Consider the following 21,635-nt stretch of genomic DNA (forward strand, 5'->3'; position numbering starts at 1 on the left):
TCATGGACGCTCAATCATGATCCGGATGCTGATGGCTGACGATCGTCGCCATCTTCTCCGGTCCGTAATTCTGCTGCGTGGTCTGGCTCGGCAGATTGGAGATGCCGACCACCCAGCCGAGGCGGGATTCGGTGCCGAACTGCCGCGTCGGCACGATGCAGTCGGGCCGGTCGAAAGTACCGGTCATGATCTCGATCCGATCGCCGTCGATACGGCCGAAGCTCAGCGGCGTGCCGCAGGCAGCGCAAAAGCCGCGCTCGGCGATCGAGGAGGAGCGGAAGAACGACGGCCGTCCCTTGGTCCAGGTGAGGTCCGTCTTCGTGATATCGGCAAAAGAGGCGAACGGTGCGCCGGACGCCTTCTGGCACATCCGGCAATGGCAGATCGAGACCCTGGTCGGTGCCGTCTTGACGCCAAAGCGCACGGCGCCGCATTGGCAGCCGCCGGTGAGAACGGGTTTGCTGGTGTCGGTCATGGATGCTCCATCCGTCGGTAGGCGTCCTGCAGTGTCGCAAGCGCATCGCCGCCGGCGAAGATGAAGCCCGTGACGCCAGCCGCACGGAGTGCCGCTTCAGCCTCGGCTGGGCGGCCTGCCAGATAGATATGCCGGCAGCCGGCCGTTTGCAGGGCCTTGGCCGCGGCTTCCGCCTGTTCCGCATAGACCTTGTCGCTGGAACACAGGCAGGCGAGTTCGGCCCCCGTGGCCTTGAAGGCGGCGGCGAGCTTGGCCGGGTCGGCAAAGCCCTCGCTGCCCGTGGCCTCGATGCCGCCGGCCTCGAAGAAGCTTTTTGCAAACGTCGCACGCGCGGTGAAATCGGCGGGCGTGCCGAGATTGGCCAGAAATACCCTCGGCCGCGCGCCGCGTGCCTTAAACGCGGCATCCGACTTGCCGCGCAGCGCCTCGAACGGTTCCGCCAGCCGGATCGGCGGCAGCGGCTCGAACTTGTATTTCTGCTCGCCGTAGGGCGGGAGCGCGACCGGTGTCGCTTTCAATACTGTGGCTTCGCTCTCGTGCAGGTTCGGAAACTCGCTGGCACCGGTCAGCACGTCGCGGCGCTTGGCGACGTTGGCCTCGCGCGCTTTTCGCGCAGCCGCCACCTTGCTCTGGAACAGACCTTGCTGAAGCGCGGCAAAGGCGCCGCCAGCTTTCTCGCTCTGCTGGAACAGCGCCCAGGCAGCATCGCAAAGCTGGGCGGTCAGTGTCTCGATGCCGCCGGCGCCCGCGGCGGGATCGCTGACCTTGGCGAGGTTGCTTTCCTCCAGCAGCAGAAGCTGCGTGTTGCGCGCCGCGCGGCGCGCGAAGGGATCGGGCAGTCCGAGCGCGAGCGTGTGCGGCAGCACCGTGATCGCGTTGGCGCCGGCAAGCCCCGCCGCGAAGGTCGCAATCGTCGCACGCAGCATGTTCACGTAAGGATCGCGCTGCGTCAGCATGCGCCAGGCGGTGTCGGCGGCGATGAACAGCGGCTTTGGCGTCAGGCCGCAGGCGACCTCGATGCGCGCCCAGAGCAGCCGCAGCGCGCGGAATTTCGCCATGGTCAGGAACTGGTCGGCATCGGCGGAAAGCCGCGCATAGACCATGTCCTGCGCAGCTTCCAGCGGAATGCCGGCGCCTTCGATCGCGCGCAGATAAGCGAGGCCGCAGGTCAGCACGAAGGCGAGCTCCTGCACCTCGGAGCCGCCGGCATCGTGGATGGCGCGCCCGTCGGTCGACAGGAACGGTCCTTTGAAGCCAAGTCCGGCGAGGCCCTTGATGGCGCCGCTCACGGCGGGAACGATCTCCTCCCAGCTGTAGGGGCTGTGACCCCATACCGCGAGAGCCGCCAGCGGATCGAGGCCGAAGCGGATGTCGCAGGCGGCGGGGTCGAGGCCCGCGTTCTTCACATATTCCGCGACATGGATCGCGGCCATCCGCGATTGCGGACTGATCTGGAGCTCGAGACCGATGCCGGCATCGAGATGGATGTCCTTCAAGACCTTTGCGACCGCGTCGGCCGAAGGTTCCAGGCCGAAGCCATGCGCGCCGCTGCCGCCGGCGAACACCAGTGCCAGCCCCGTCGCGCCGTTCTCCAGATCCTGCAACGCCTGCGCATTCGCCATGGCCGCATCGGGATGGTCGACCCGCTGCATGATCTGCCAGGGTGCGGCTTGTGGCCGCCCCACCACGGGCGCAACGCCCTTGGCGCGCGGATAGAGCGGTTCGATCTTCAATCCGTCGTAGGTCTTGCCGACCAGCTTCTCGAACGGCGCGCCCTTCAGCACGCCGTCGACGAGCTTGCGCCAGTCTTCGACGGTCGCCTTGGGGAAATCCGCCGCCAGCGGCAGGTCGTCAGTCACGGAGGTCATGCGGCGAGGGGCTCCCAAACGTATCGTTGTTCGCAGGCGAAAATGCCACGGCGGACCGTCCCTGCAAACGGCTGTTTTTGGTTAACCGGTATCCGGAAGCCGCTCAATGCCTTGCGTCGAGACGCTGGCGAGACCGTCACGCACACGAATGCCTGCTATCACGCGCTCGGCCGCGATTTCGGCCAGCGGTACCAGCACGAAGGCCCGTTCGAACAGGCGCGGATGCGGCAGCGTCAGATCCGGCTTCTGCAAGGACACATCGTCGTAGGCGATCATGTCGAGATCGAGCGTCCGCGGACCCCATCGCCGCGCCTTCTCCCGCGTGCGGCCGAACTTCTGCTCGACCTTCTGAAGCACGAACAGCAGCGCATGCGGATCGAGATCAGTCTCGATTTCGATGCAGGCATTGATGAAGGGCGCCTGGTCCTCGTCGCCCCAGGGCGGCGTCGTGTAGTCCGACGAGCGCGCGATCAGCGCGGCTTGCGCCATGCCGCAAATGTGCGCGATCGCTTTTTTGAATGTCGCGCGGACATCGCCGACATTGCCGCCGAGAGCGATCAGCACGCTCGCCATCAGGGATGCCGCGAGCGTGTCAGCATGATGCCGACATCGTCGAAGATCGCGGCGATCGGCGCGTGCGGCTTGTGCACCGTGATCTTCACGGCGCGGATGCGCGGGAAGTGCGACAGGATGGCATCGGCCACCGCGCCGGCGGCACGCTCCAACAGCTTGTAATTGGTGTTCTTGAACGCCGCGGTCGTCGTCGCCACCACCTCGGCGTAAGACACGGTGTCCGCGAGCCGGTCGCTGCGCGAGGGCTCCGACAGGTCGGTATAGAGTTCGAGGTCGATGACGAAGCGCTGGCCGACCTCGGTCTCGTGATCCATCACGCCGTGGCGGGCATGGATCGACAGGCCGGTCACGAAGATCGTATCGGTCATTGCTTGCTCTCGATTGCATGCGCGACCCGCAAGGCCTGCAAGGTCTCGGCGACGTCATGGGTCCGGATGATCCTGGCGCCGCGCTGCGCGGCGATCAGATGTGCGGCGATCGAGCCGGCGAGGCGCTCTTTCGGCTCCGACGGCGACACCGAGGCGATGAAGCGCTTGCGCGAGGCGCCGACCAGGATCGGCAGGCCGAACATGTCGAGCTCGCGCAGCCGCGCCAGCGCGATCATGCTCTGCTCGGCCGTCTTGCCGAAGCCGATGCCGGGATCGAGCACGATCTTCTCGCGCGCGATGCCGGCCTTGGCGGCGATATCCAGCGAGCGCAGGAAGAAGGTCTTCATGTCAGTGACGATGTCGATGCTGGGATCGGCCGTGTCGCGGTTGTGCATGACGATGACCGGAACACCTCGTGCCGCCACCAGCGGCGCCATGGCGGCGTCGCGTTGCAGGCCCCAGACGTCATTGACGACAGCCACGCCCTGGTCGAGTGCGAAGGCTGCCACTTCCGCTTTCATGCTGTCGATCGAGACAGGCACGCCGAGAGCTACGATGCCTGCCAGCACCGGCTCCAGCCGGGTCAGTTCGTCAGCCGCCGTGACCGGCTGGGCGCCCGTGTAGGGCCGGGTCGACTCGGCGCCGATATCGATGATGTCGACGCCATCAGCGACCATCGCCCGGGCCCGGGCGAGCGCCTGCTCTGGCGCGACGAACCTGCCTCCGTCGGAGAAAGAGTCCGGGGTGACATTGAGCACGCCCATCACCGCCGGAACGGGCCGTTCCAACAGCGTCCGCAGCACGTCAGCCCCGGCCGAGCCGGCCGCCGGGACGGATGGGGAGGGCGACGCATTCATGCGGCCCGCTTTAGCGGGCGGGGAGGGGGGATTCAAGGCGGGATTGGCGGGCTTTGGGCGTGGCCGGACGTTACGCGGGATGATCGCACCCGTGCCCCGGACGCAGCGCAGCGCTTCTTCAGCGGTGCGGTGCAGAGCCGGGGCCCATGTCGCCGAGAGCTGTTTGCGTAGGATGGGTCCCGGCTCTGCGCAGCAACGCTAAAGGCGTTGCAGCGCGTCCGGGACATGAGACCGAACGCCCGCGCTAATACGTGATCTTCGGCTGAAGCTTCTTCGCCTTGGCGATGATGTCGCTGACCGACTTCTCGGAAGGCAGGATGCGGAGAAGCTTCTTCTTCTCATTGGCGTCCCGCATGCTCTGGGCGAGCCTTGCCGGATTCCGATAGGCGAGTTCGCGCACGGTGGTGACGCCGGCAGCGCGAACGAGGTTGACCTTGGCCCGGCCCATGCCGGGGATGCGCATGTAGTCGGAGACGTTGGCCCATTCCAAGAGCTGCTGCTCGCTGATGCCGGTCTTGGCGGACAGCGCCTTGCGGCCCTTCACGGTCGAAGCCGCCTCGAGCAGCGCGTCGGTGGTGCGGATTCCCTGCGCCTTCAATTTGTTGGCGGCAAAGGTCGACAGGCCCTCAATCTCGGAGATCGGATATGTCATGATACTCGATATGAAATGCGTGGCTTCAGGCGAATTGGCTGAGGCCCGGCGTCCCCGCGATGATCTTGCCCATCTGATCCGCTCCGATTTTGTCTCGGCCGAAGCGGAAAAGTTCACGGGCGATGTTTTGAATCTCCGACATGCCGAGCCCAAGGCCCATCAGGCGCGTGCCGACGGCCATCAGGCCGCCGCCCATCAGCCGCGACAGTCCGCCGCCGCTCCTGGACGCTTCGATCGCGGCTTCCGCACCTGGGATATGGTCGATCAGAGCTTGCACGCTGTCGGGAGGACCCTCGCTGCGGAGGAAGCCCAGGATAATGCCGACAGTTTTTTCCGCGACAGCACTATCTATGCTGGCGTTCGCCGCCAGCCGTCCGATCAGCTCGTCCATATGGCCTGCCCCTCAGCCGGTTCACATGCCGGAATATTGTTTTCGAAAATGATCTTGAGCCGGTGCGATGTGAAATACAAGCGATGAACGCATGGGTGGTCGCGATTCATCCTCGAACGCCTAGAAGTGTTGCAGCGGCGCAAGAGCAGAGATGGAAACGGCGGTAAATTGCCGCGTTGCGAGCACGTCGTTCCGACTTTCGGCTGAAGTTTCCGACAATGTCGCACGCGGCGGACACGTTGAATGGTTTTAATCGGCGCGCGACATGCGTTAAACTACGGAACTGGTGCGTTCGAGTCTCGATACGCGAAATACGACAGAGAGATCAGAGAGAAAAATGACCGCACAGGACAGCAAGCTCGGCGACACCGACGGCAAGATCTTCGTCGGCAAGGGAGACGAGCAGGCCTGGCTGACGCTGGCGCTCGCCAATCGCCATGGCCTCGTCACGGGTGCCACCGGAACCGGCAAGACGGTGACGCTGCAGGTGATGGCGGAAGGATTTGCGCGCGCGGGCGTTCCGGTCTTCGCAGCCGACATCAAGGGCGACCTCTCCGGCATATCGGAGGTCGGCGAGCCCAAGGATTTCATCGTCAAGCGCGCCACCGAGATGGGTCTGAACTTCCAGCCGGACCAGTTCTCGACGGTGTTCTGGGATGTGTTCGGCGAGCAGGGCCACCCGGTGCGGGCGACCGTCACCGAGATGGGGCCGCTTCTGCTCGCGCGCATGCTCGATCTGAACGAGGTACAGGAAGGCGTGCTCAACGTCGCCTTTCGTGTCGCCGACGACAACGGTCTCACCTTGATCGACATGAAGGACCTGCGCGCGCTGCTCGATGCCATCGTGCCCAGCACTGCGAAGAAAGGGGCGGACGCGGAGGAAGATCAGTTCGCCGCGATCCGCAAGGCCGCCCAGGGCTTCGGCAACGTCACCAAGGCGACCGTCGGCACCATCCAGCGCCAGCTTCTGGTGCTGGAAAACCAGGGCGGTACCAGCTTCTTCGGCGAACCGGCGCTGACGTTGAAGGATTTCATGAAGACCGACCGCGACGGCCGCGGCATGGTCAACATTCTCGTCGCCGACAAGCTGCTCCAGAGCCCCCGGCTTTACGCGACATTCCTGTTGTGGATGTTGTCGGAGCTGTTCGAGGAATTGCCCGAGGCGGGCGACCTGTCCAAGCCCAAGCTCGTGTTCTTCTTCGACGAGGCCCACCTGTTGTTCAACGACGCGCCCAAGGCGCTGATGGACAAGATCGAGCAAGTGGTGCGCCTGATCCGCTCCAAGGGCGTCGGCGTCTATTTCGTGACGCAGAACCCGGTCGACGTCCCCGATCGCGTGCTCGGGCAGCTGGGCAACCGCGTCCAGCATGCGCTGCGCGCCTTCACGCCGCGCGACCAGAAGGCGGTCGCTGCCGCGGCCCAGACCTTCCGGCCCAATCCGAAGCTCGACACCACCAAGGTGATCACGGAGCTCGGCAAGGGCGAGGCGCTGGTCTCCTTCCTCGAAGGCAACGGCACACCGTCGATGGTCGAGCGCGTGATGATCCGGCCGCCATCGGCACGGATCGGATCGATCACGCCGGAGGAGCGCAAGGCGATCATGGCCGCGAGCCCGGTCAAGGGCAAATATGACACCGCCGTCGATTCCGAGTCCGCCTACGAGATGCTTCAGAAGCGCATCGCCGGCACGGCCGTGACAGCCGACGGTCCGGCGGATGGAAGCGGTGGCGGCATTCTCGGCCAGATCGGATCGATCGTCGGCACCATTTTTGGCACGAACGTCAAGCGCGGCCGTCTGTCGACCGGCCAGGTCATTGCGCGCGACGTGACGCGATCCGTGACCAATCAGGTGATCGGAGGAATGGCCGCCAATATCGGCAAGTCGGTCGCTGGCCAGCTCGGTGGCTCGATCGGCCGCACGCTGGTGCGGGGCGCGCTCGGCGGACTGCTGCGGCGATAGGCAAGTCCTGCTTGGGAGATCGGCCGGTCGGGTACTTGCCGCCGCGCGCGGGGGCAGAGCGGATCACTAAAGGCACAAATTCCGGTGAGGGGCTCTCCAAGCGGCCACCCATCTGCTACGTGCTACTCTGCCGCCTCACTGGACCGCACCTGTGACCTCGACTGCCCCGTTAGCTAAACCCGATGCGCCGAGACGCTTGTCGCTGCGTGCGCCGCTGGACCTGCTCTTCCTGTTCTGTTGCGTGCTCCTGACCGCCGACGTGCTCGTCCCCGAGATCTTCGGCAACGGCAAGACCAAGGATTACGGGCTGTGGTACTGGGCCGGGCAACAAGTCTTGCAGGGGCGGCCGCTCTATCCCAGCCAGGCGAGCGCGTATTTCGAGTTCATCTATCCACCGCTGCCGGCGATCCTGCTGGCGATCCCGAGCTGGTTGGGCAAGATCCCGCTCTATGTCGTCCTGTCGATCCTGAATGCGCTGGCATGGTGGTACACCGGGACGTTCTCCCAGGTCTTGGCCAGATCGGACCACAAGCCCGGTCCCTGGCTGGAAGCGCTGCCTGCCGTCGTCACCGTGACCTTCGTGTTCGACATGTTCGACCTCGGCCAGCCGAACCTCGTTCTGCTGGCGATGATGCTCTACGGCTTCTGGAGCCTGCGACAGCAGCGGCCGTGGCTCGCAGGCTTCATGTTCGCGCTCGCCACCGCCATCAAGGTGTTCCCGATCGCGGTGCTGCCCTATCTGGTCTGGCGGGGGAAGTGGGCAAGCGTTGCCGCGACGCTCGCCTTCACCGGCATCCTTCTCTATGTCGTGCCGGCACCGATCCGCGGCTTCGAGCGCAACGCCGCCGAGCTCAAGACCTGGTACCAGGCCATGGTCGGGACGAGCTCGGAAAAAGGCTTCGGCCAGCGCGACGAGCAGAATTGGTCGTGGGTCAACCAGTCTCTCATTGCCGTCACGCATCGCCTGGTCCGGCCGATCAACTACAACCAGGAAGATCCCAACAAGCCGCCACGCACGATGAACGTCATCGATGTCGATTACAAGACGGCGAACTGGATCGTGCTGGTGCTCGCGACGCTGCTCGGCCTTGGCTTCATCGCTGTCATACCGCGGCAAGCACGGCGAACGGCGCGCTCCGATGCCGAGGAACTGGGCATTCTGTTCTGCCTGATGACGATCGCTTCGCCGCTGGCGCGGCAATACTATTTCATGTGGCTGTTCTTCCCGATCACGGTGCTGGTGCTTCGCGCCGCCTTCGACGTGCGCCTGCGTGTGCGGCTCGGAACCTGGCTTGCTTTGGGCTCGGCCGGCATCCTCATGCTGCTGTCGTTGCCGTGGTTTCCCAATGTCATCCAGGCCTCGGGCAATAACCTCATAGCGACCGCAATCCTGGCAGGTACCCTCGCATGGCACATCCGGCATCCGCCGGTTGCGGCTAGCTCCGAGCCGGCGGGAGGGCTAAAAGCGCAGACGTCTTGAGACCTCACAATCGGGAATTCGACCATGGCCAATGCGCAGCTTCAATCCGTGCTCGACCACATCGACAAGGATTTCGACAATAGCCTCGAGCGCCTGTTCTCGCTGCTGCGGATCAAGTCGATCTCGGCCGATCCGGCCTTCGCCGCCGATTGCAAGGCTGCGGCCGAGCATCTCGCCAAGGACATTGCGAGCCTCGGCGTTGCCACCGAGGTGAGGCCGACCGCCGGCCATCCCGCCGTCGTCGGCAAGACCCGGGCAGGCGGACGGCCGCATGTGCTGTTCTACGGCCATTACGACGTGCAGCCGGTCGATCCGCTCGATCTCTGGCACCGTCCGCCGTTCGAGCCCGTCGTCGCCGATCATGCCGATGGCCGCAAGATCATCGTCGCGCGCGGTGCGGAGGACGACAAGGGCCAGGTCATGACCTTTGTCGAGGCCTGCCGCGCCTGGAAGAAGGTAACGGGCTCGCTGCCGATCGACGTCACCTTCCTGATCGAAGGCGAGGAGGAGGTCGGCTCCAAGAATTTCGTGCCGTTCATCGAGGCCAACAAGGACGAGTTCAAGGCCGACTACGTGCTGGTCTGCGACACCGGCATGTGGGATCGCGACACGCCAGCGATCACGACGTCACTGCGCGGCCTGCTCTATGAGGAGCTGAAGATCACCGCCGCCAATCGCGATCTGCATTCCGGCGTGTTCGGCGGCACGGCGATGAATCCGATCCGCCTGCTGACGAAGATTCTGGGCGGCCTGTTCGACGACGACAATCGCATCACCATTCCCGGCTTCTATGACGGCGTGAAGGATACGCCGTCCGACGTCCTGGAGCAGTGGAAGAAGCTCGACTTCACGCCCGAGACTTTCCTCAAGCCCGTCGGATTGTCGCTTCCCGCCGGCGAGAAGGGCAGGCTGCTGGTCGAGCAGGCCTCGACGCGTCCAACCTGCGACGTCAACGGCATCTGGGGTGGATATATCGGCGAAGGCTCCAAGACCGTGATCCCGTCGCATGCTTCAGCGAAGGTGTCGTTCCGCCTCGTGCAGGGCCAGGATCCCCAGAAGATCCGCAAGGCCTTCCGCGACTATGTGTCGGCGCGCATTCCGGCAGATTGCAAGGTCGAGTTCGGCGACCACTCGGCCGGGTCCGCGATCGCGCTCGACTGGAACATGAAGCCGCTTGCCGCCGCCAGCAAGGCGCTGACGGAAGAATGGGGCAAGGAGACCGTGCTGATGGGCTCGGGCGCCTCGATCCCGATCGTCTCCGATTTCAAGCGCACGCTCGGCCTCGATTCCCTGCTGGTCGGGTTTGGACTGGACGACGACAACATCCACTCGCCGAACGAGAAATACGACCTGCGCAGCTTCCAGAAGGGCATTCGCTCCTGGGCGAGAATCCTCGCCGCGCTGGCGGAGGTGAAGTAGGCAGGGTGCCGTAGGGTGGGCAAAGCGCAGCGTGCCCACCATTTCCCGCGCAAGCCGCAAGATGGTGGGCACGGCGCTGCGCCCCTTTGCCCACCCTACGAGACCTTGGGCTCACGAAGATTCCATCCCCGTCATTGCGAGCGTAGCGAAGCAATCCAGGAATCTCTCCGCGGAGACGGCCTGGATTGCTTCGTCGCAAGGGCTCCTCGCAATGACGGCGGAAGACCGCCCCAAACAAAAACGCCGCCCGGGATTGGGCGGCGTTTCATTCCAAAAGGCGTAGAGGTTCGTTGAGCATTACTCTACAGCAAATCCGGAAAATCTCAAGTCCTGTAGCCCGGAAGCTCGCGGTCGAGCTTGCGCAGCAGCGGCGGCCACACCAGCGTGGTGGCGCGCAGCTCGGCGCGGTCGCGGTTGGCGAGCAGCTCGGTGTTCTTCTCGATCGCGATCTCCTCGACCGGATAGACCGGCGTGCCCAGTGCGCGCGTACGCACTTGCATCGAGCAGGCGCGCTCCAGGTGATACATGCGCTCGAAGGCGGAGGCGACCGAACGGCCGACGGTCAGGGTGCCGTGGTTGCGCAGGAGCATGTGGTTATGGTCGCCGAGGTCCTTCTGGAGCCGCGGCCGTTCGTCGTGGTCCAGCGCGATGCCCTCATAGTCGTGATAGGCGAGATCGTGGGTGACGAGCTGGGCGGTCTGGTTGAGCGGGAGCAGCCCTTCCGCGCTGCTCGACACCGCGGTGCCGTCGAGAGTGTGGAGATGCAGCACGCAGATCGCGTCCTCGCGCACCTCGTGGATCGCCGAATGGATGGTGAAGCCGGCCGGGTTGATGCTGTATTCGCTCTCGGTGAGCTGGTTGCCGTGCAAATCGACCTTGACGAGGCTCGACGCCGTGATCTCGTCGAACATCAGCCCGTAGGGATTGATGAGGAAATGGTGGTCGGGGCCGGGCACGCGCGCGGAAATGTGGGTGTCGACCAGATCGTCCCAGCCGTACAGCGCGACGAGGCGATAGCAGGCGGCGAGATTGACCCGTTGCTGCCATTCCGCCTCCGTCATGTTCGACGGCACTTCCTTCAGGCGCGCTTCCGCTGGCGACATGGCTGATCTCTCCGAACATCGTTGTTGCGGGGAGGGAGCGTAGTACCGGTCCGGCGCGGCGGCAAGGCGGGCAAAGCGCGCGGCAGTTCAGCGTAGCCCGCATGGAGCAACGCGCAATGCGGGGCGCCTCATCAGCGGTCGCGGATTGCGCTTCGCTCCATCCAGGCTACGGGAGAAGGATATTACGGCGCCGGGATCGACAGCAGGCTGGAAATGCCGCGGCCGCGGATGTCGTAGACGCGGGCGAACACCACGTCGTCGCGCTTGATCTCGACCATCACGGGTGCGGTGAGGCCCTTGCAGTAGAACTCGCCGAGCGTCATCGCGAAATCGGCCGCGTTGGAATCCCAGCCGATGGTGAAGTCGGGGCCGAGCGCGACCTGGGCCGGACGCTGCGGACCGCACACCGCGACCTTCCATTTGCGGTTGGCCGGCGGCACCTCCTGGCGCTCGACGAGCTGCTCGCGCAACTCGTCCGAGGCCTGCTTCAGCGCCAGGCCCCAATAGTCCAGCATGAAGCGATCGTCGGCGCCGCGGACGGTGCCGGCGATGTGGTTGAAGTGCGTGTACTGATAGGGATGCAGCCGGATCATCTCGGCCAGCGATAGCGCGAGGCCGAAGCAAAAGGTCGCGAGCACGACGGGCTGCCAGGTGCGGTGATTGGCGCGCAGGCGCTCCATGGCCCAGGCGAAGGCGACGCCGCCGAGCACCGCCATCGGCGGGATCACGAAGACGAAGTGACGGATACCGTTGTACAGCGCCGGCCGCTTCACCATCGCGATCACGAGCGGCAGGGTCGCTGCGAGCGTCAGCATCAACAGGATGGTCTTGCGCCGCGCAGGAACCTCGCGGCGCGGCAGCAGCGCGAAGGTGCCGACAATGGCGCCGGCCATCAGCACCAGCATCACCTCGGGCAGCTGCAGCGCGAACAGCGTCGGCAGATAGGACCAGGGCATGTCGGGCACGGACACGATCGCGCCGTCGAACATCTCCTTCCAGGGCTTCTCGAAGAAATGCGAGAAGTAGGTCAGCGCCTCGAAGGGGTTGCCGGGCTCCATGATCGACCACGGCCAGATCAGCCCCATCACGAGATAGCCGACCACGAGGCCGGGCAGCAGCACGTAGACGACATGGGCGAAGCGGCGGACCGACTCGCGCGGGCCTTCGTTGCGCAACTCCTCCAGGAACAGCGGGATGAAGCCGACCATGGCGTAGACCAGCGCGAGACCGCCGAGAACGCGGCAGCCGAGCGACAGGCCTGCGCCCAAGCCTACGATCAGGATCGTGCGCGGCGAGGGCTGCGGATATTCCTCGGCGAGCCGGACGAGGCCGAGCATCAGGACGATCATGGCCACCGCGAAGGGCGCATCCTTCGGGTTCATGAACATGTGGCCGTAGAAGATCGGGCACAGCGCGAGCAGCAGGAGCGAGGCAAGGCCGGCAAGGGGTCCGCCGACGCGGCGGCCGAGCCGCCACGTCACCGCGAGCCCGATCACGCCGACGATCGCGCCGACCAGCCGTCGCGTCTCGAATAGCTCGAGCGGAATGATCTTGTGCAGGAGCGCGGCGACCATGTCGAAGCCGCCGCCATACATGTAGAGGTTCGCGAAGGAGAGTGCCGCGGTGTCCTTGAAGCCGGAACCGAACATGCGCAGCAATAGATCGGCATATTCGGCGTGGGTGTAATCGTCCCAGCCGAGGCCGTAGTCACGGAAGGTCAGGCCTGCGATGACGGCGACCGCGGCGAGCACCACCATGGCGAGATCGTCGCAAGTCCGCTCGACCGAGCGCCGCAGAGGCGTGTCGATCGCCGAAGTCGTGATGGATGTCATGGCTATTGGCGCCCCGGAATCCCCTCTTGGCCCGACTGGTGCGCGCGGGCCTGCTCCCCGGATTCCCTATAGCGCAGTTCCATTACCAAGTAATTGGGCATTATGGCTAAATTCCTGATGCAACGCACAAATTCAGAAACTTCGAGCGTTGTAGCTGTAGTGAGCCGTAGCTGAAGGGAATGTGAATAAGTCCCTGATTTCCTTCTCTTTAGGAACAGCGCCCCCAATTGGTCGTTGGCGTGGAACACCGTATGACGGTATCGTGGCGAGACGAGTGTCGCGTGTGGGTGCGCGGCCGGGGGTGAGTTCGATGACCTTGGCATTGTTGATCGCGGGGATTTTCGCCGTTCTGGCGGGCCTCCTTGCGATCCTGTTCGGCTACAACGTCAGGGAATTCAGTCTCGGCAGCACCCTCATAATCTCCGGAACCCTCGGCGTCTGCACCGGACTGTTACTGGTCGGCCTCCATGTCCTATTGCTCGAGCTGAAGGGCATCGCGCGCCGGCTGGCTGCCGGTTCGCCGTCCGAGGTGCGTGTCAGGCCTGTGCTGCCGGGGCTCGCGATGCCCGGCGCGCCCGAGCCGTCGCCCAAGACCGAATCGGCGCCGCCGCCGCCTCCTGCAGCAGGTCCGCCGCCGAGGCAGAGCGAAGCCGTCGCGCGCGAGCGTCCGCACGTCGAGACGCCGGAAACACCAACGCCTGCTGCGGCGCCGGAAGCGCCGCGCCGTCGCAACCTCTTGTTCGCCTCGACCTCGCGCAAGGAGAGGGAGCGCACGGAGGCGAAGGCCACCGAGGACTCGCCGCCGCCTCACGACGAACCCGTACCGCCCGCCGGCCAGGGCGCTCCGCCCGCCAGTTTCGACGATGCCTGGCCGAAGCCAGAGCGCATGCGCCCGACGGAGCCGCCGCCGCGCCGACCGCCGCCGGCGCCGACGCGCTCGCCCTCGACGTCTGCGGAAGCCGCGCCTCTGCTCGAGCCGGCGGCCGCGCCCGAGCAGCCGCCCGTCACCGTGCTCAAGTCCGGTGTCGTCGACGGCATGGCCTATTCGCTCTATTCCGACGGCTCGATCGAAGCGCAGATGCCGGAAGGCATGATGCGCTTTGCCTCGATCGACGAGCTCCGTTCGCATCTCGACCAGCGCGGCTGAGTACCCAAGTAAAGGGCTACCATTCGGCAGTAATCAGTCGATCGTAGGCAGTCGTCGTGTGCAGCCGAACGTGTTCTTGACATGGAATACTTTGACGTCGTCAATCCCGTGGGACGCAAGGCGTAGAAAGGGCGGGCGCATGTCGGATGCGGGAGGTAAGAATTTCATCGAGCTGACGGCGGGCATCGTGTCGGCCTATCTCAGCAACAATCCGACGCCTGCGGCCGAGATCCCGAACCTGATCAGCCAGGTGCATGGGGCCTTGGTGCGGGTCTCGTCGGGCCGTACCGAGACCGCGCCGCTCGAGCCGGCAAAGCCGGCGGTCTCGCTCAAGAAGTCGATCGCGCCGGACTATCTCGTGTGCCTGGAAGACGGCAAGCGCTTCAAGTCGCTGAAGCGCCATCTGCGCACCCAGTACAACATGACGCCCGAGCAATATCGCGAGAAATGGGGCCTGCCCGCCGACTATCCCATGGTCGCGCCGAACTACGCGGTGGCGCGCTCGCAGCTGGCCAAGCAGATGGGCCTCGGGCAGCAGCAGCGGAAGCGGAAGTAGAGTATGTAGCTTGCGCGCGCTCCGCCCTCATCCTGAGGAGGCGCGTCAGCGCCGTCTCGAAGGATGGTCGCGGGCATCAGCATGGCCTTCATTGGTTCGAGACGCGCTTCGCGCTCCTCACCATGAGGACCTTCAAGACGCTTCGGCCAGCGCCTCTTTCGCGTCGGTCTTGATGCGCTCGACCATCGAGCGCAGCCCGTTGGATCGCTGCGGCGTCAGATGATCGCGAAAGCCGAACTCGTTGAACACCGCGATGGCGTCGGTAGCGAGGATCTGCTGCGGCGTGCGGCCGGAATACAGCGCAAGCACGATCGCGACCAGCCCGCGCACGATATGCGCGTCACTGTCTCCGCGATATTTCAGGATCGGTGCACCATGGCTGCGGTCGATCAGCTTTTGGAGCCAGACCTGGCTGACGCAGCCGTTCACCTTGTTCTCGGCGGAGTGCTCGGCCTCCGGCATCGGTTCCAGGGTTCGGCCGAGCTCGATGACGTACCGGTAACGGTCGTCCCACTCGTCCAGAAGCTCGAAATTGTCCCTAATTTCGTCGATCGTCGTCATGTGGCCCACGGTTCCCGCTTCCCACCAATATAGGGACGCGAAGCCGTGAAATCGATAGGGTTTGGGCCCTAATTCGCCGCCTAAGGGCCGCGCCATTCCAGCGCGAGGTCGTCCTGGGTCAGGGTATCCCGCACAGCTTCGCCCGCGGCAATGTCGCCTTCGCCGGTCAGCGCAATCGAGCCGGTATGGTCGGGCGCCTTTTTGTGATCGGTCTTGGTGCCGTCGTTCTTCTCGTTGGTGATCTGCTCTTTCTTGTCGTTGATGATCTGATAGAGCTTGCGCGCGCCGTCCTGGGCCCGCTGGCCGATGATGGCCGCGGCCTGGCCGCCGACCTCGCAGGCGGCCGGCTGACGCTTGCAGAACTGGGTCGCGTCGGAGACCGCTGCAGTCGCAGCCTGCACCGCGTCGGCGGCGCCGATCTGCGGCAGCTTCTCCGATTCCGGAGTCTTGTCCCGTGGCAGGAGCACCAGCACCAGCCCGAGCCAGAATGTGATGCGGAGCAGAAAGCGCATCTTGCGACCTGTACGTTCGATCCCGTTCGCGGCGATCCCCGCGGATGTCGGACCTAGCAACCCTCGATAAATCGCAAGTGATTGCCTCGAGCTTAATTCGCGGAAAATTTACGCAGATTTCTTCGCGATCGACGCTGCGGTAAATATTCGATTGACGTCCGCGCCCGTGATTCTGCCGGCTGTCCCGAATCCACCAATTCGAAACCATGCGGCGCGAGGTGAAACCCTGTGTTCACCATCCGCAGCGAAGACGTCGCCAAATCGTCTAAAAAGCCCCGCGATGACGCGGTGTCGGGCCGCATGCCGGCCCGCCTTAGCACTCGTTTAAGGTCGCTCTGACACGGTGGCTCAACGACAAGGAGGCGTTCCGGCGCGTCTTCTCAGACGATTGAGCCGAAGCGCGAGACCCGTGACAGTTTTGAGTATCATCCGCGATTGTCTCGATGCGCTGCTGCATCCCTCCGCGCGTTACGATGCGCTGACGCGAGCGCGCCATCGTGCCTTCATGGCCCCGCGGCTGCTCGGCAGCCTGGCCGCCTTTGCCGCATTCCCGATCTACCTCGTGCTGCGCGGCGCGCCGAGCGCGCTCGAGGTCGCCGCCTTCGCCTGGCTGATCGCGCCGATCCTGTTGTCCTGGTTCCTGTCGCGCACCGGCCGCTATGAAGGCGCCCATGTGTTGTCGTCGCTGGCGCTCGCCGGCCTGATCATGGCGGTCGCGGTCACCACCGGCGGCATCGAATCCTTTGCCACGATCTGGCTGGTGGTGGTTCCGCTGGAAGCCGCGTTGTCGGCCTCGCGCCGCGTCACCGCCTTTGCCTCGCTGCTGGCTCTGTCCTGCGCCGGCATCCTGATCCTCGTCGGCCATTTCGGCTTGCTCCCGCTGAGCGAACCGAGCGCCGCAGAACGCGGCGCGCTGATGGCCCTCGGCGTGGGGTCGGCGACGCTGTACGCTGCGGGCCTCGCCTTCGGCGCGGAATCGCTCGCGCGCACCAGCGTCGCGCTGCTGTCGCGCGAGGAGGAGCGCTATCGCCTGCTCGCGCGCAACATGAGCGACGTCATCTCGCGGCACCAACGCAACGGCGCGGTGCAGTTCATCTCTCCCGCGGCGGAGGCCATGCTCGGCATCTCCGTTGCGGAACTGCTCGGCCATGGCCTGTTCGACCGCGTCCACGTGGCTGATCGGCCGGCCTATCTCACCGCGCTCTCGGATGCGGCGCGCGGCGACGTGCGCAGCGTCGAGTTCCGGCTGCGGCGCGAGCCTGCCGGCTCCGAGCGCGGCCAGATCGACTTCATCTGGGTCGAGATGCGCTGCCGTCCGCTCGATCAGGACAGGGCGCGTGACGTCATGCAGGAGGCCGAAGTCGTCGCCGTGATGCGCGACGTCACGGACCGCAAGCTCTCCGAGCAGGCGCTCGATCAGGCCCGCAGCGCTGCCGAGGCGGCTGATGCCGCCAAGACGCGCTTCCTCGCCACCATGAGTCACGAGCTGCGCACGCCGCTCAACGCCATCATCGGCTTCTCCGAGATGATCGCGCAGGAGCAGACCCTGATGCTGAGCGCGACCCAGCGCAGGGAATACGCCGAACTCATCAACGCGTCCGGCCAGCACCTGCTGTCGGTGGTCAACGGCATCCTGGACATGTCCAAGATGGAATCAGGCAATTTCGAGATTGCCTCCGAGCCGTTCGCGCCGCGTGCCTCGTTGATGCATTGCTGCAATCTGCTGGCGCTGAAGGCACGGGAGAACGGCATCGATCTCATCACCGATGCGCCGCAGGACCTGCCGGTCATGACGGGTGATCCCAGGGCCTTCAAGCAGATCGTGCTCAACCTCGTCGCCAACGCCATCAAGTTCACCGAGCGCGGCGGCCAGGTCACGGTGACGGCGGCGGTCTCGGGCTCGCAGCTCGCGCTGCGCATCAGCGACACCGGCGTCGGCATCGCGCCCGACGATCTCGAGCGCATCGGCGCGCCGTTTTTCCAGGCCGGCAAGACCTATCAGCGCCGTCACGAAGGTACCGGCCTCGGACTTTCGATCGTGAAGAGTCTCGTGGCGTTGCATCTCGGCGAATTGACGGTACAAAGCAGGTTGGGTGAGGGCACGACCGTCACCGTCAAGCTGCCGCTCGTCTACACGCCGCCGCAAGTCAAGCTCGCCGATGAGAAGGCGGGCGAGAGCAAGATCGCGACCCTGACGCCGGTGCTGCGCCAGGAACCTCAGAACCAACCCGCTCTGGTGAAGAAAAGTGCCTAAGAAGTCTGCAAAGGACGACACCGCGCCGCGCCGTCGTGGCGCCAAGGCCGCGGTCATCGATGTCGAGACCGAGCGCAACCTCGTGCTGCGCGTGCTGCTGCACAGCCCCAAGGATACGCTGGCCGGCCTCGTCGCCGTCGCCGCGGTCGGTGCGATCGTCGCCAATGCGCTGTTCCTTCAGACCGGCCGGCATCCGGCGCCGATGTTCGGCACGGTGATCAATCTTCCCGCGCCGTCGTCCGCGTCGCTGTCGAATCCCTTGCCGCGTCCGCGCCCCGTCGGCGCCGATACCTCGCCGCTCGAGCCGCGCGCGACCGAGTTCCGCGCCGAGCCCAAACCGGCCGAGCGCGCCGCCGAGAAGCCGGCCGAAAAACCGGTCGAGGCGACCGCATCGACGCGCGCGAACGATCCGATGGCCAATCTGGTCAAGGCGACGACCTCGACGTCGCCCGCCGCCATGCGTCCGCCTGCGCCGATTCCGGCGCAGAGCCCGGCCGCGCGACGCATCGCCGGCGTGCAGCGCGCGCTGTCCGAATACGGCTACGGCAATTTGAAGATCACGGGCACGATGAGCGCCGAGACCCAGTCCGCGATCCAGAAGTTCGAGCGCGAGCACAAGATGCAGGTCACCGGGCAGGTGTCCGACCGTCTGCTGCGCGAGCTCGGTGCGGCGATCGGCCGTCCCGTCGATTGAGTCCACGCGCGTGCGACGGCTGGCGCTGACTGCGCCACTGGCTTATCGTTCGATTCATGCGTTTGAAATCCAACATTTGGGTGGCGGCATACTTGCGCCGCTGCCAAACCGAAGGCGTGTTCGGCGCCGTGCGCCGCCGCGGGGCCGAGGAGGCAGGCGCGGTGTTCGTCAAGGTGTCGCTGCTCGACGGCAATGCGATGCTGTATGCGCCCGCGCCGCAGACCGTCTATGACGACGGCCGCCCGGTCGATCGCTTCTTCGTGCCGGTCGCGCCGCGGGCTCTGCCGGAGCACACCATCGAGGAAAGACTGAGCAAGGAAATCCGCTTCGACCCGGACGCCTGGATCGTCGAGACCGAGGACCGCGCGGGGCGCCACTTTCTCGAGTTGGCGAAGACGTGATTGCCGCGACCGTCATTGCGAGGATCGAAGCGACGAAGCAATTCTCTCCGCGGAGGGGGGCTGGATTGCTTCGTCGCAAGCGCTCCTCGCAATGACGGGCTTGGGAAATCTCGCGCGTCTCACTCAACGATAGCGCCGATCGCGCTAGTCAGCGATCCTGCGAGCTGGTGCCAGTGCGCACCGCCGGGTTCGAGCCGGGTTGCACGCCGGGCCGTGTCTGGCTGGCGCCGGCACGTGCGCGCTGGCGCTCGCCGTCATGCAGCGAGGACTGATACTTGGCGCGGGTGACGGCGAGCGTCGAGCCGCGCCAGGCCGCCAGCATCACCAGCGCCGAGCGGTCGCTGAGGCGGTCATAGAGCCGCGACAGCCGGTACACATCGTTCACGGACGTCCCGATCTCCGGCCTGAAGAACAGGAGGATGCGCTGGAACACCGGGCTCGGCATGTCGAGCGCGCGCGCGGCAACCGCGAGCGCCTCGCCGCCGGCATCGTCGACGATCTGGGCGGCGACGCGCGAGGGCAGGATCAGGCTGTCGCCGAGCTCGAAGGTGAAGTTCTCGACGTCGCCCGCGATCGCCGCCATCTCCAGGATCTGGATCGCGCGCTTGGCGCGCACGGACGGAATTCGCGGCGCGGCTTTCAGCGGGGTCTGCGCCAGATTGTGCAGGATCAGCGCGCGCTCGGAGGCGCCGGCGCGGAAGAACATGTCGTGGATCTCGGCGGCGTCCTTCGGTTGCATCGCCATGTTCGAGGCCATGTGCTGCTCGGCCTCGGTGGGCGCGCGGTGCGGGGCGGGCGCCGGCGCGGGCGAGGGGATTTCGCGCGCGAGCGGAACCCTGCGGCCTTCCTGAGCGGCAACCAGCCCGAGCTTCTGCAGCACCGGGACGGGTGTTTGCGGATAGATCGCGAGCTTGGCCTTGATCGCCGCGCGCGTCGCATCGTCGACCTGGTCGATCAGCCGCGTCGCAAGCTCGATGAACTGGCGCTGTTCGTCATCGCTGTGGACGCGCGTCTGGACATAGAGGTCGGTCAGCACGCGCAGCAGCGTCGGACGGATGTCGACGCCTTCGCGACGGGAGAGGGTCATCAACCCGTCGAATCCGGGAAACAGCGACTTGGTCATGGGAAGCGTACGCAACTCGGGAAGGATACTTGCGGGCCAGCCTATCGCAGCTTCGTTTAAAGCCTCGTTAAGGAAAACGAGGGGTGAAGCCGCCTCAACAATTTGAGCCTTGTCGTGCCGCAGCGGGACGGCGCGGCACCGTCCGTTCGGTTACGGTCCGGAGGCCGCGTTTACACCCCGTTAACCATGAACTGATCTTAATGCTTGACATGTTGCAGGGGCGCGTTCGGTCGCGCGGCAATCGAAGAGAGCTGACATGGGGACCATCATTGAATTTCCGGCCGGTCGCCGGGTGGGCTCGTCGGGGGATGTCGCTCCGCGCGCGGACATGGGAACGATCGTGATCCTTCCCGTGATTCGTATCGAGCGTGAGGCGGACGAAACCAGCGGCGATCGCGGGCCGGAGCAGGGCACAGCGCCGGGGCGCCGTCGTCGTCGCCGCTGATTTCGGGTTTTTGCAATGCCGGAGCCCATCCGCCAGATCCGGCCCTTTTTATCGGCCGTCCTGCTCGCGCTGCTTGGCGCGGTGCTCGGCGCCTGTAGTGGCGGAGATTTCGGCCGCACGCGCGAGAGCATGCGCAGCGACGACATGCACCGCTGGCTGGGTGCGGAGGTCACCGCCAGCGTCGGCCTCAAGCCCTCGCAATTTCAGCTCACCGACGAAGAACGCCAGCTCCGCGATCTCGCCTATCCCATGATCGAGCCGCCGCTGTCGCGTCCCGCATGGAAGAGCGTGTTCGGCGACTACAAGGCGCTGCCATCGCCCTGGCGGCAGAAGATCGTGTTCGACCGCACGATGTACGGGCGCACCCTGATCGACGAGCCGCACCGCTCGCATGCCTCGCGCTATGCGCAGCTGATCGAGGACGTGCGCAACGACATCACCCGGTTCGAGCCGTTCTTCGCCTCTGCGATCCGCGTCATCGATCTCGACAGGAAGCGCGATGCCAGCATGGCGCGCGTCTCCTCCCTCTCGCCGCGTGAGAAGGACGACGCGGTGGCGCGCATGCAGGAGAACTCGCTGATCGTGCAGTGGGTGCAGCAGTGCCTGGATCAGCGCGTCTCGTCCTATCGCTGGGCGCTCGAGCGCCTGGTGATCCAGGCGCCCGACGGCATGGCCGCCGACGCCGACCGCCTGATCGGCGAACTGGCCGCCCAGACCGCCAATCCCCCGGTCGCAGGACAGCCGCCTTACGGCCGCGCGGTCATCTCGAAGGGCTGAGCAGGCCGCCCTCGGCTCGTCCCCCAACCGATCAGCGCCAACAGCCTGGGAACCGGCCCCTCGGCGGAGCCTCGGCTCCTCCGGCCTGTGAGGCTTTCGGGAACCGTATTGATCCCCCCTTGTCCTCCCGGGCCGGCCAGATAGGATTGTGTCGTTTCTTCAAAGTCATTTTACACAAAGGTCCTTC

General features: G+C 65.4%; 22 protein-coding genes. 10 read left to right on the forward strand and 12 right to left on the reverse strand.

Features of this window, described 5'->3' with window-relative positions:
- Window positions 1-10: 10 nt before the first annotated feature.
- From LPJ38_RS18255 to LPJ38_RS18285, 7 genes are all read right to left on the reverse strand, one after another.
- The gene (locus tag LPJ38_RS18255) at window positions 11-475 is read right to left on the reverse strand and encodes a GFA family protein (protein ID WP_145627623.1); all 465 of its coding nucleotides are present in this window, start codon (window positions 473-475) and stop codon (window positions 11-13) included.
- Window positions 472-2,343: a methylmalonyl-CoA mutase family protein gene (locus LPJ38_RS18260; protein ID WP_145627621.1), complete on the reverse strand. Its 1,872-nt coding sequence runs from the start codon at window positions 2,341-2,343 to the stop codon at window positions 472-474. Before LPJ38_RS18260 ends, LPJ38_RS18255 begins: the two co-directional genes overlap by 4 nt.
- An 81-nt stretch (window positions 2,344-2,424) precedes the next feature.
- Window positions 2,425-2,916, reverse strand: a complete 492-nt coding sequence (gene folK, locus LPJ38_RS18265; RefSeq protein WP_145627619.1) for a 2-amino-4-hydroxy-6-hydroxymethyldihydropteridine diphosphokinase — start codon at window positions 2,914-2,916, stop codon at window positions 2,425-2,427.
- Window positions 2,916-3,284, reverse strand: a complete 369-nt coding sequence (gene folB / locus LPJ38_RS18270; protein ID WP_008553485.1) for a dihydroneopterin aldolase — start codon at window positions 3,282-3,284, stop codon at window positions 2,916-2,918. Before folB ends, folK begins: the two co-directional genes overlap by 1 nt.
- A complete protein-coding gene (gene folP, locus LPJ38_RS18275) occupies window positions 3,281-4,141 on the reverse strand; it encodes a dihydropteroate synthase (protein WP_145627617.1) in 861 nt (286 codons plus the stop codon). The genes folB and folP overlap by 4 nt, the downstream gene beginning before the upstream one ends.
- A 244-nt stretch (window positions 4,142-4,385) precedes the next feature.
- Window positions 4,386-4,793: a DUF4332 domain-containing protein gene (locus tag LPJ38_RS18280; RefSeq protein ID WP_008553500.1), complete on the reverse strand. Its 408-nt coding sequence runs from the start codon at window positions 4,791-4,793 to the stop codon at window positions 4,386-4,388.
- 25 nt (window positions 4,794-4,818) lie between these two features.
- Complete coding sequence (locus LPJ38_RS18285; protein ID WP_008553501.1) at window positions 4,819-5,184, reverse strand: hypothetical protein; 366 nt, start codon at window positions 5,182-5,184, stop codon at window positions 4,819-4,821.
- A gap of 337 nt (window positions 5,185-5,521) precedes the next feature.
- Between LPJ38_RS18285 and LPJ38_RS18290 the strand changes: the two genes are divergently transcribed.
- The 3 genes from LPJ38_RS18290 (at window position 5,522) to LPJ38_RS18300 (ending at window position 10,043) form a co-directional block, all read left to right on the forward strand.
- Entirely contained in the window at window positions 5,522-7,144 is a 1,623-nt protein-coding gene (locus LPJ38_RS18290; protein ID WP_145627615.1) for a helicase HerA-like domain-containing protein, read from the forward strand.
- A 151-nt stretch (window positions 7,145-7,295) separates the two neighbouring features.
- The gene (locus LPJ38_RS18295; protein WP_145627613.1) at window positions 7,296-8,624 is read left to right on the forward strand and encodes a glycosyltransferase family 87 protein; all 1,329 of its coding nucleotides are present in this window, start codon (window positions 7,296-7,298) and stop codon (window positions 8,622-8,624) included.
- A 24-nt stretch (window positions 8,625-8,648) separates the two neighbouring features.
- Window positions 8,649-10,043: a M20/M25/M40 family metallo-hydrolase gene (locus LPJ38_RS18300; protein WP_145627611.1), complete on the forward strand. Its 1,395-nt coding sequence runs from the start codon at window positions 8,649-8,651 to the stop codon at window positions 10,041-10,043.
- Window positions 10,044-10,366: 323 nt separating this feature from the next.
- On the opposite strand, the gene LPJ38_RS18305 is transcribed toward LPJ38_RS18300, so the two are convergent.
- Together LPJ38_RS18305 and LPJ38_RS18310 are read right to left on the reverse strand one after the other, a co-directional pair.
- On the reverse strand, window positions 10,367-11,146 hold the full coding sequence (locus LPJ38_RS18305) for a class II aldolase/adducin family protein (RefSeq protein ID WP_061848876.1): 780 nt from the start codon (window positions 11,144-11,146) through the stop codon (window positions 10,367-10,369).
- A gap of 182 nt (window positions 11,147-11,328) precedes the next feature.
- The gene (locus LPJ38_RS18310) at window positions 11,329-12,978 is read right to left on the reverse strand and encodes a glycosyltransferase family 39 protein (RefSeq protein WP_145627609.1); all 1,650 of its coding nucleotides are present in this window, start codon (window positions 12,976-12,978) and stop codon (window positions 11,329-11,331) included.
- A gap of 310 nt (window positions 12,979-13,288) precedes the next feature.
- On the opposite strand from LPJ38_RS18310, the gene LPJ38_RS18315 reads away from it, so the two are divergent.
- Together LPJ38_RS18315 and LPJ38_RS18320 are read left to right on the forward strand one after the other, a co-directional pair.
- The gene (locus LPJ38_RS18315) at window positions 13,289-14,125 is read left to right on the forward strand and encodes a DUF308 domain-containing protein (RefSeq protein WP_167520190.1); all 837 of its coding nucleotides are present in this window, start codon (window positions 13,289-13,291) and stop codon (window positions 14,123-14,125) included.
- Between the two features lie 139 nt (window positions 14,126-14,264).
- The gene (locus tag LPJ38_RS18320) at window positions 14,265-14,681 is read left to right on the forward strand and encodes a Ros/MucR family transcriptional regulator (RefSeq protein ID WP_008553547.1); all 417 of its coding nucleotides are present in this window, start codon (window positions 14,265-14,267) and stop codon (window positions 14,679-14,681) included.
- 132 nt (window positions 14,682-14,813) lie between these two features.
- On the opposite strand, the gene LPJ38_RS18325 is transcribed toward LPJ38_RS18320, so the two are convergent.
- Window positions 14,814-15,242, reverse strand: coding sequence for a SufE family protein (locus LPJ38_RS18325; RefSeq protein WP_145627602.1), 429 nt, complete (start codon window positions 15,240-15,242; stop codon window positions 14,814-14,816).
- Window positions 15,243-15,322: 80 nt separating this feature from the next.
- Window positions 15,323-15,754, reverse strand: coding sequence for a DUF5330 domain-containing protein (locus tag LPJ38_RS18330; RefSeq protein WP_145627601.1), 432 nt, complete (start codon window positions 15,752-15,754; stop codon window positions 15,323-15,325).
- A 409-nt stretch (window positions 15,755-16,163) separates the two neighbouring features.
- On the opposite strand from LPJ38_RS18330, the gene LPJ38_RS18335 reads away from it, so the two are divergent.
- Genes LPJ38_RS18335 through LPJ38_RS18345 form a run of 3 tightly spaced genes read left to right on the forward strand, consistent with a single transcriptional unit; the run spans window position 16,164 to window position 19,103 of the window.
- Entirely contained in the window at window positions 16,164-18,008 is a 1,845-nt protein-coding gene (locus LPJ38_RS18335) for a PAS domain-containing sensor histidine kinase (RefSeq protein ID WP_167520189.1), read from the forward strand.
- Window positions 18,001-18,702, forward strand: coding sequence for a peptidoglycan-binding domain-containing protein (locus LPJ38_RS18340; RefSeq protein ID WP_145627596.1), 702 nt, complete (start codon window positions 18,001-18,003; stop codon window positions 18,700-18,702). Before LPJ38_RS18335 ends, LPJ38_RS18340 begins: the two co-directional genes overlap by 8 nt.
- Window positions 18,703-18,758: 56 nt before the next feature.
- Window positions 18,759-19,103 carry a DUF1491 family protein gene (locus LPJ38_RS18345; protein WP_145627594.1) on the forward strand — a complete coding sequence of 115 codons (345 nt, stop codon included), beginning with the start codon at window positions 18,759-18,761 and terminating at the stop codon, window positions 19,101-19,103.
- 148 nt (window positions 19,104-19,251) lie between these two features.
- Here LPJ38_RS18345 and LPJ38_RS18350 read toward each other — a convergent pair whose 3' ends face one another.
- Window positions 19,252-20,226: a DUF2336 domain-containing protein gene (locus tag LPJ38_RS18350; protein WP_145627592.1), complete on the reverse strand. Its 975-nt coding sequence runs from the start codon at window positions 20,224-20,226 to the stop codon at window positions 19,252-19,254.
- Window positions 20,227-20,482: 256 nt separating this feature from the next.
- On the opposite strand from LPJ38_RS18350, the gene LPJ38_RS18355 reads away from it, so the two are divergent.
- Together LPJ38_RS18355 and LPJ38_RS18360 are read left to right on the forward strand one after the other, a co-directional pair.
- Window positions 20,483-20,671 carry a hypothetical protein gene (locus LPJ38_RS18355; RefSeq protein ID WP_008553585.1) on the forward strand — a complete coding sequence of 63 codons (189 nt, stop codon included), beginning with the start codon at window positions 20,483-20,485 and terminating at the stop codon, window positions 20,669-20,671.
- Window positions 20,672-20,686: 15 nt separating this feature from the next.
- The gene (locus LPJ38_RS18360; RefSeq protein ID WP_145627590.1) at window positions 20,687-21,448 is read left to right on the forward strand and encodes a hypothetical protein; all 762 of its coding nucleotides are present in this window, start codon (window positions 20,687-20,689) and stop codon (window positions 21,446-21,448) included.
- Window positions 21,449-21,635: the final 187 nt, after the last annotated feature.

Origin of the sequence: Bradyrhizobium daqingense (assembly GCF_021044685.1) — a bacterium.
GTDB lineage: Bacteria > Pseudomonadota > Alphaproteobacteria > Rhizobiales > Xanthobacteraceae > Bradyrhizobium > Bradyrhizobium daqingense.

Bases quoted from the DNA above. Each gene is read 5' to 3' on its own strand.
- LPJ38_RS18255 (WP_145627623.1), bottom strand. From the start codon at position 475: ATGACCGACACCAGCAAACCCGTTCTCACCGGCGGCTGCCAATGCGGC.
- LPJ38_RS18260 (WP_145627621.1), bottom strand. From the start codon at position 2,343: ATGACCTCCGTGACTGACGACCTGCCGCTGGCGGCGGATTTCCCCAAG.
- folK (WP_145627619.1), bottom strand. From the start codon at position 2,916: ATGGCGAGCGTGCTGATCGCTCTCGGCGGCAATGTCGGCGATGTCCGC.
- folB (WP_008553485.1), bottom strand. From the start codon at position 3,284: ATGACCGATACGATCTTCGTGACCGGCCTGTCGATCCATGCCCGCCAC.
- folP (WP_145627617.1), bottom strand. From the start codon at position 4,141: ATGAATGCGTCGCCCTCCCCATCCGTCCCGGCGGCCGGCTCGGCCGGG.
- LPJ38_RS18280 (WP_008553500.1), bottom strand. From the start codon at position 4,793: ATGACATATCCGATCTCCGAGATTGAGGGCCTGTCGACCTTTGCCGCC.
- LPJ38_RS18285 (WP_008553501.1), bottom strand. From the start codon at position 5,184: ATGGACGAGCTGATCGGACGGCTGGCGGCGAACGCCAGCATAGATAGT.
- LPJ38_RS18290 (WP_145627615.1), top strand. From the start codon at position 5,522: ATGACCGCACAGGACAGCAAGCTCGGCGACACCGACGGCAAGATCTTC.
- LPJ38_RS18300 (WP_145627611.1), top strand. From the start codon at position 8,649: ATGGCCAATGCGCAGCTTCAATCCGTGCTCGACCACATCGACAAGGAT.
- LPJ38_RS18305 (WP_061848876.1), bottom strand. From the start codon at position 11,146: ATGTCGCCAGCGGAAGCGCGCCTGAAGGAAGTGCCGTCGAACATGACG.
- LPJ38_RS18310 (WP_145627609.1), bottom strand. From the start codon at position 12,978: ATGACATCCATCACGACTTCGGCGATCGACACGCCTCTGCGGCGCTCG.
- LPJ38_RS18315 (WP_167520190.1), top strand. From the start codon at position 13,289: ATGACCTTGGCATTGTTGATCGCGGGGATTTTCGCCGTTCTGGCGGGC.
- LPJ38_RS18320 (WP_008553547.1), top strand. From the start codon at position 14,265: ATGTCGGATGCGGGAGGTAAGAATTTCATCGAGCTGACGGCGGGCATC.
- LPJ38_RS18325 (WP_145627602.1), bottom strand. From the start codon at position 15,242: ATGACGACGATCGACGAAATTAGGGACAATTTCGAGCTTCTGGACGAG.
- LPJ38_RS18330 (WP_145627601.1), bottom strand. From the start codon at position 15,754: ATGCGCTTTCTGCTCCGCATCACATTCTGGCTCGGGCTGGTGCTGGTG.
- LPJ38_RS18345 (WP_145627594.1), top strand. From the start codon at position 18,759: ATGCGTTTGAAATCCAACATTTGGGTGGCGGCATACTTGCGCCGCTGC.
- LPJ38_RS18350 (WP_145627592.1), bottom strand. From the start codon at position 20,226: ATGACCAAGTCGCTGTTTCCCGGATTCGACGGGTTGATGACCCTCTCC.
- LPJ38_RS18355 (WP_008553585.1), top strand. From the start codon at position 20,483: ATGGGGACCATCATTGAATTTCCGGCCGGTCGCCGGGTGGGCTCGTCG.
- LPJ38_RS18360 (WP_145627590.1), top strand. From the start codon at position 20,687: ATGCCGGAGCCCATCCGCCAGATCCGGCCCTTTTTATCGGCCGTCCTG.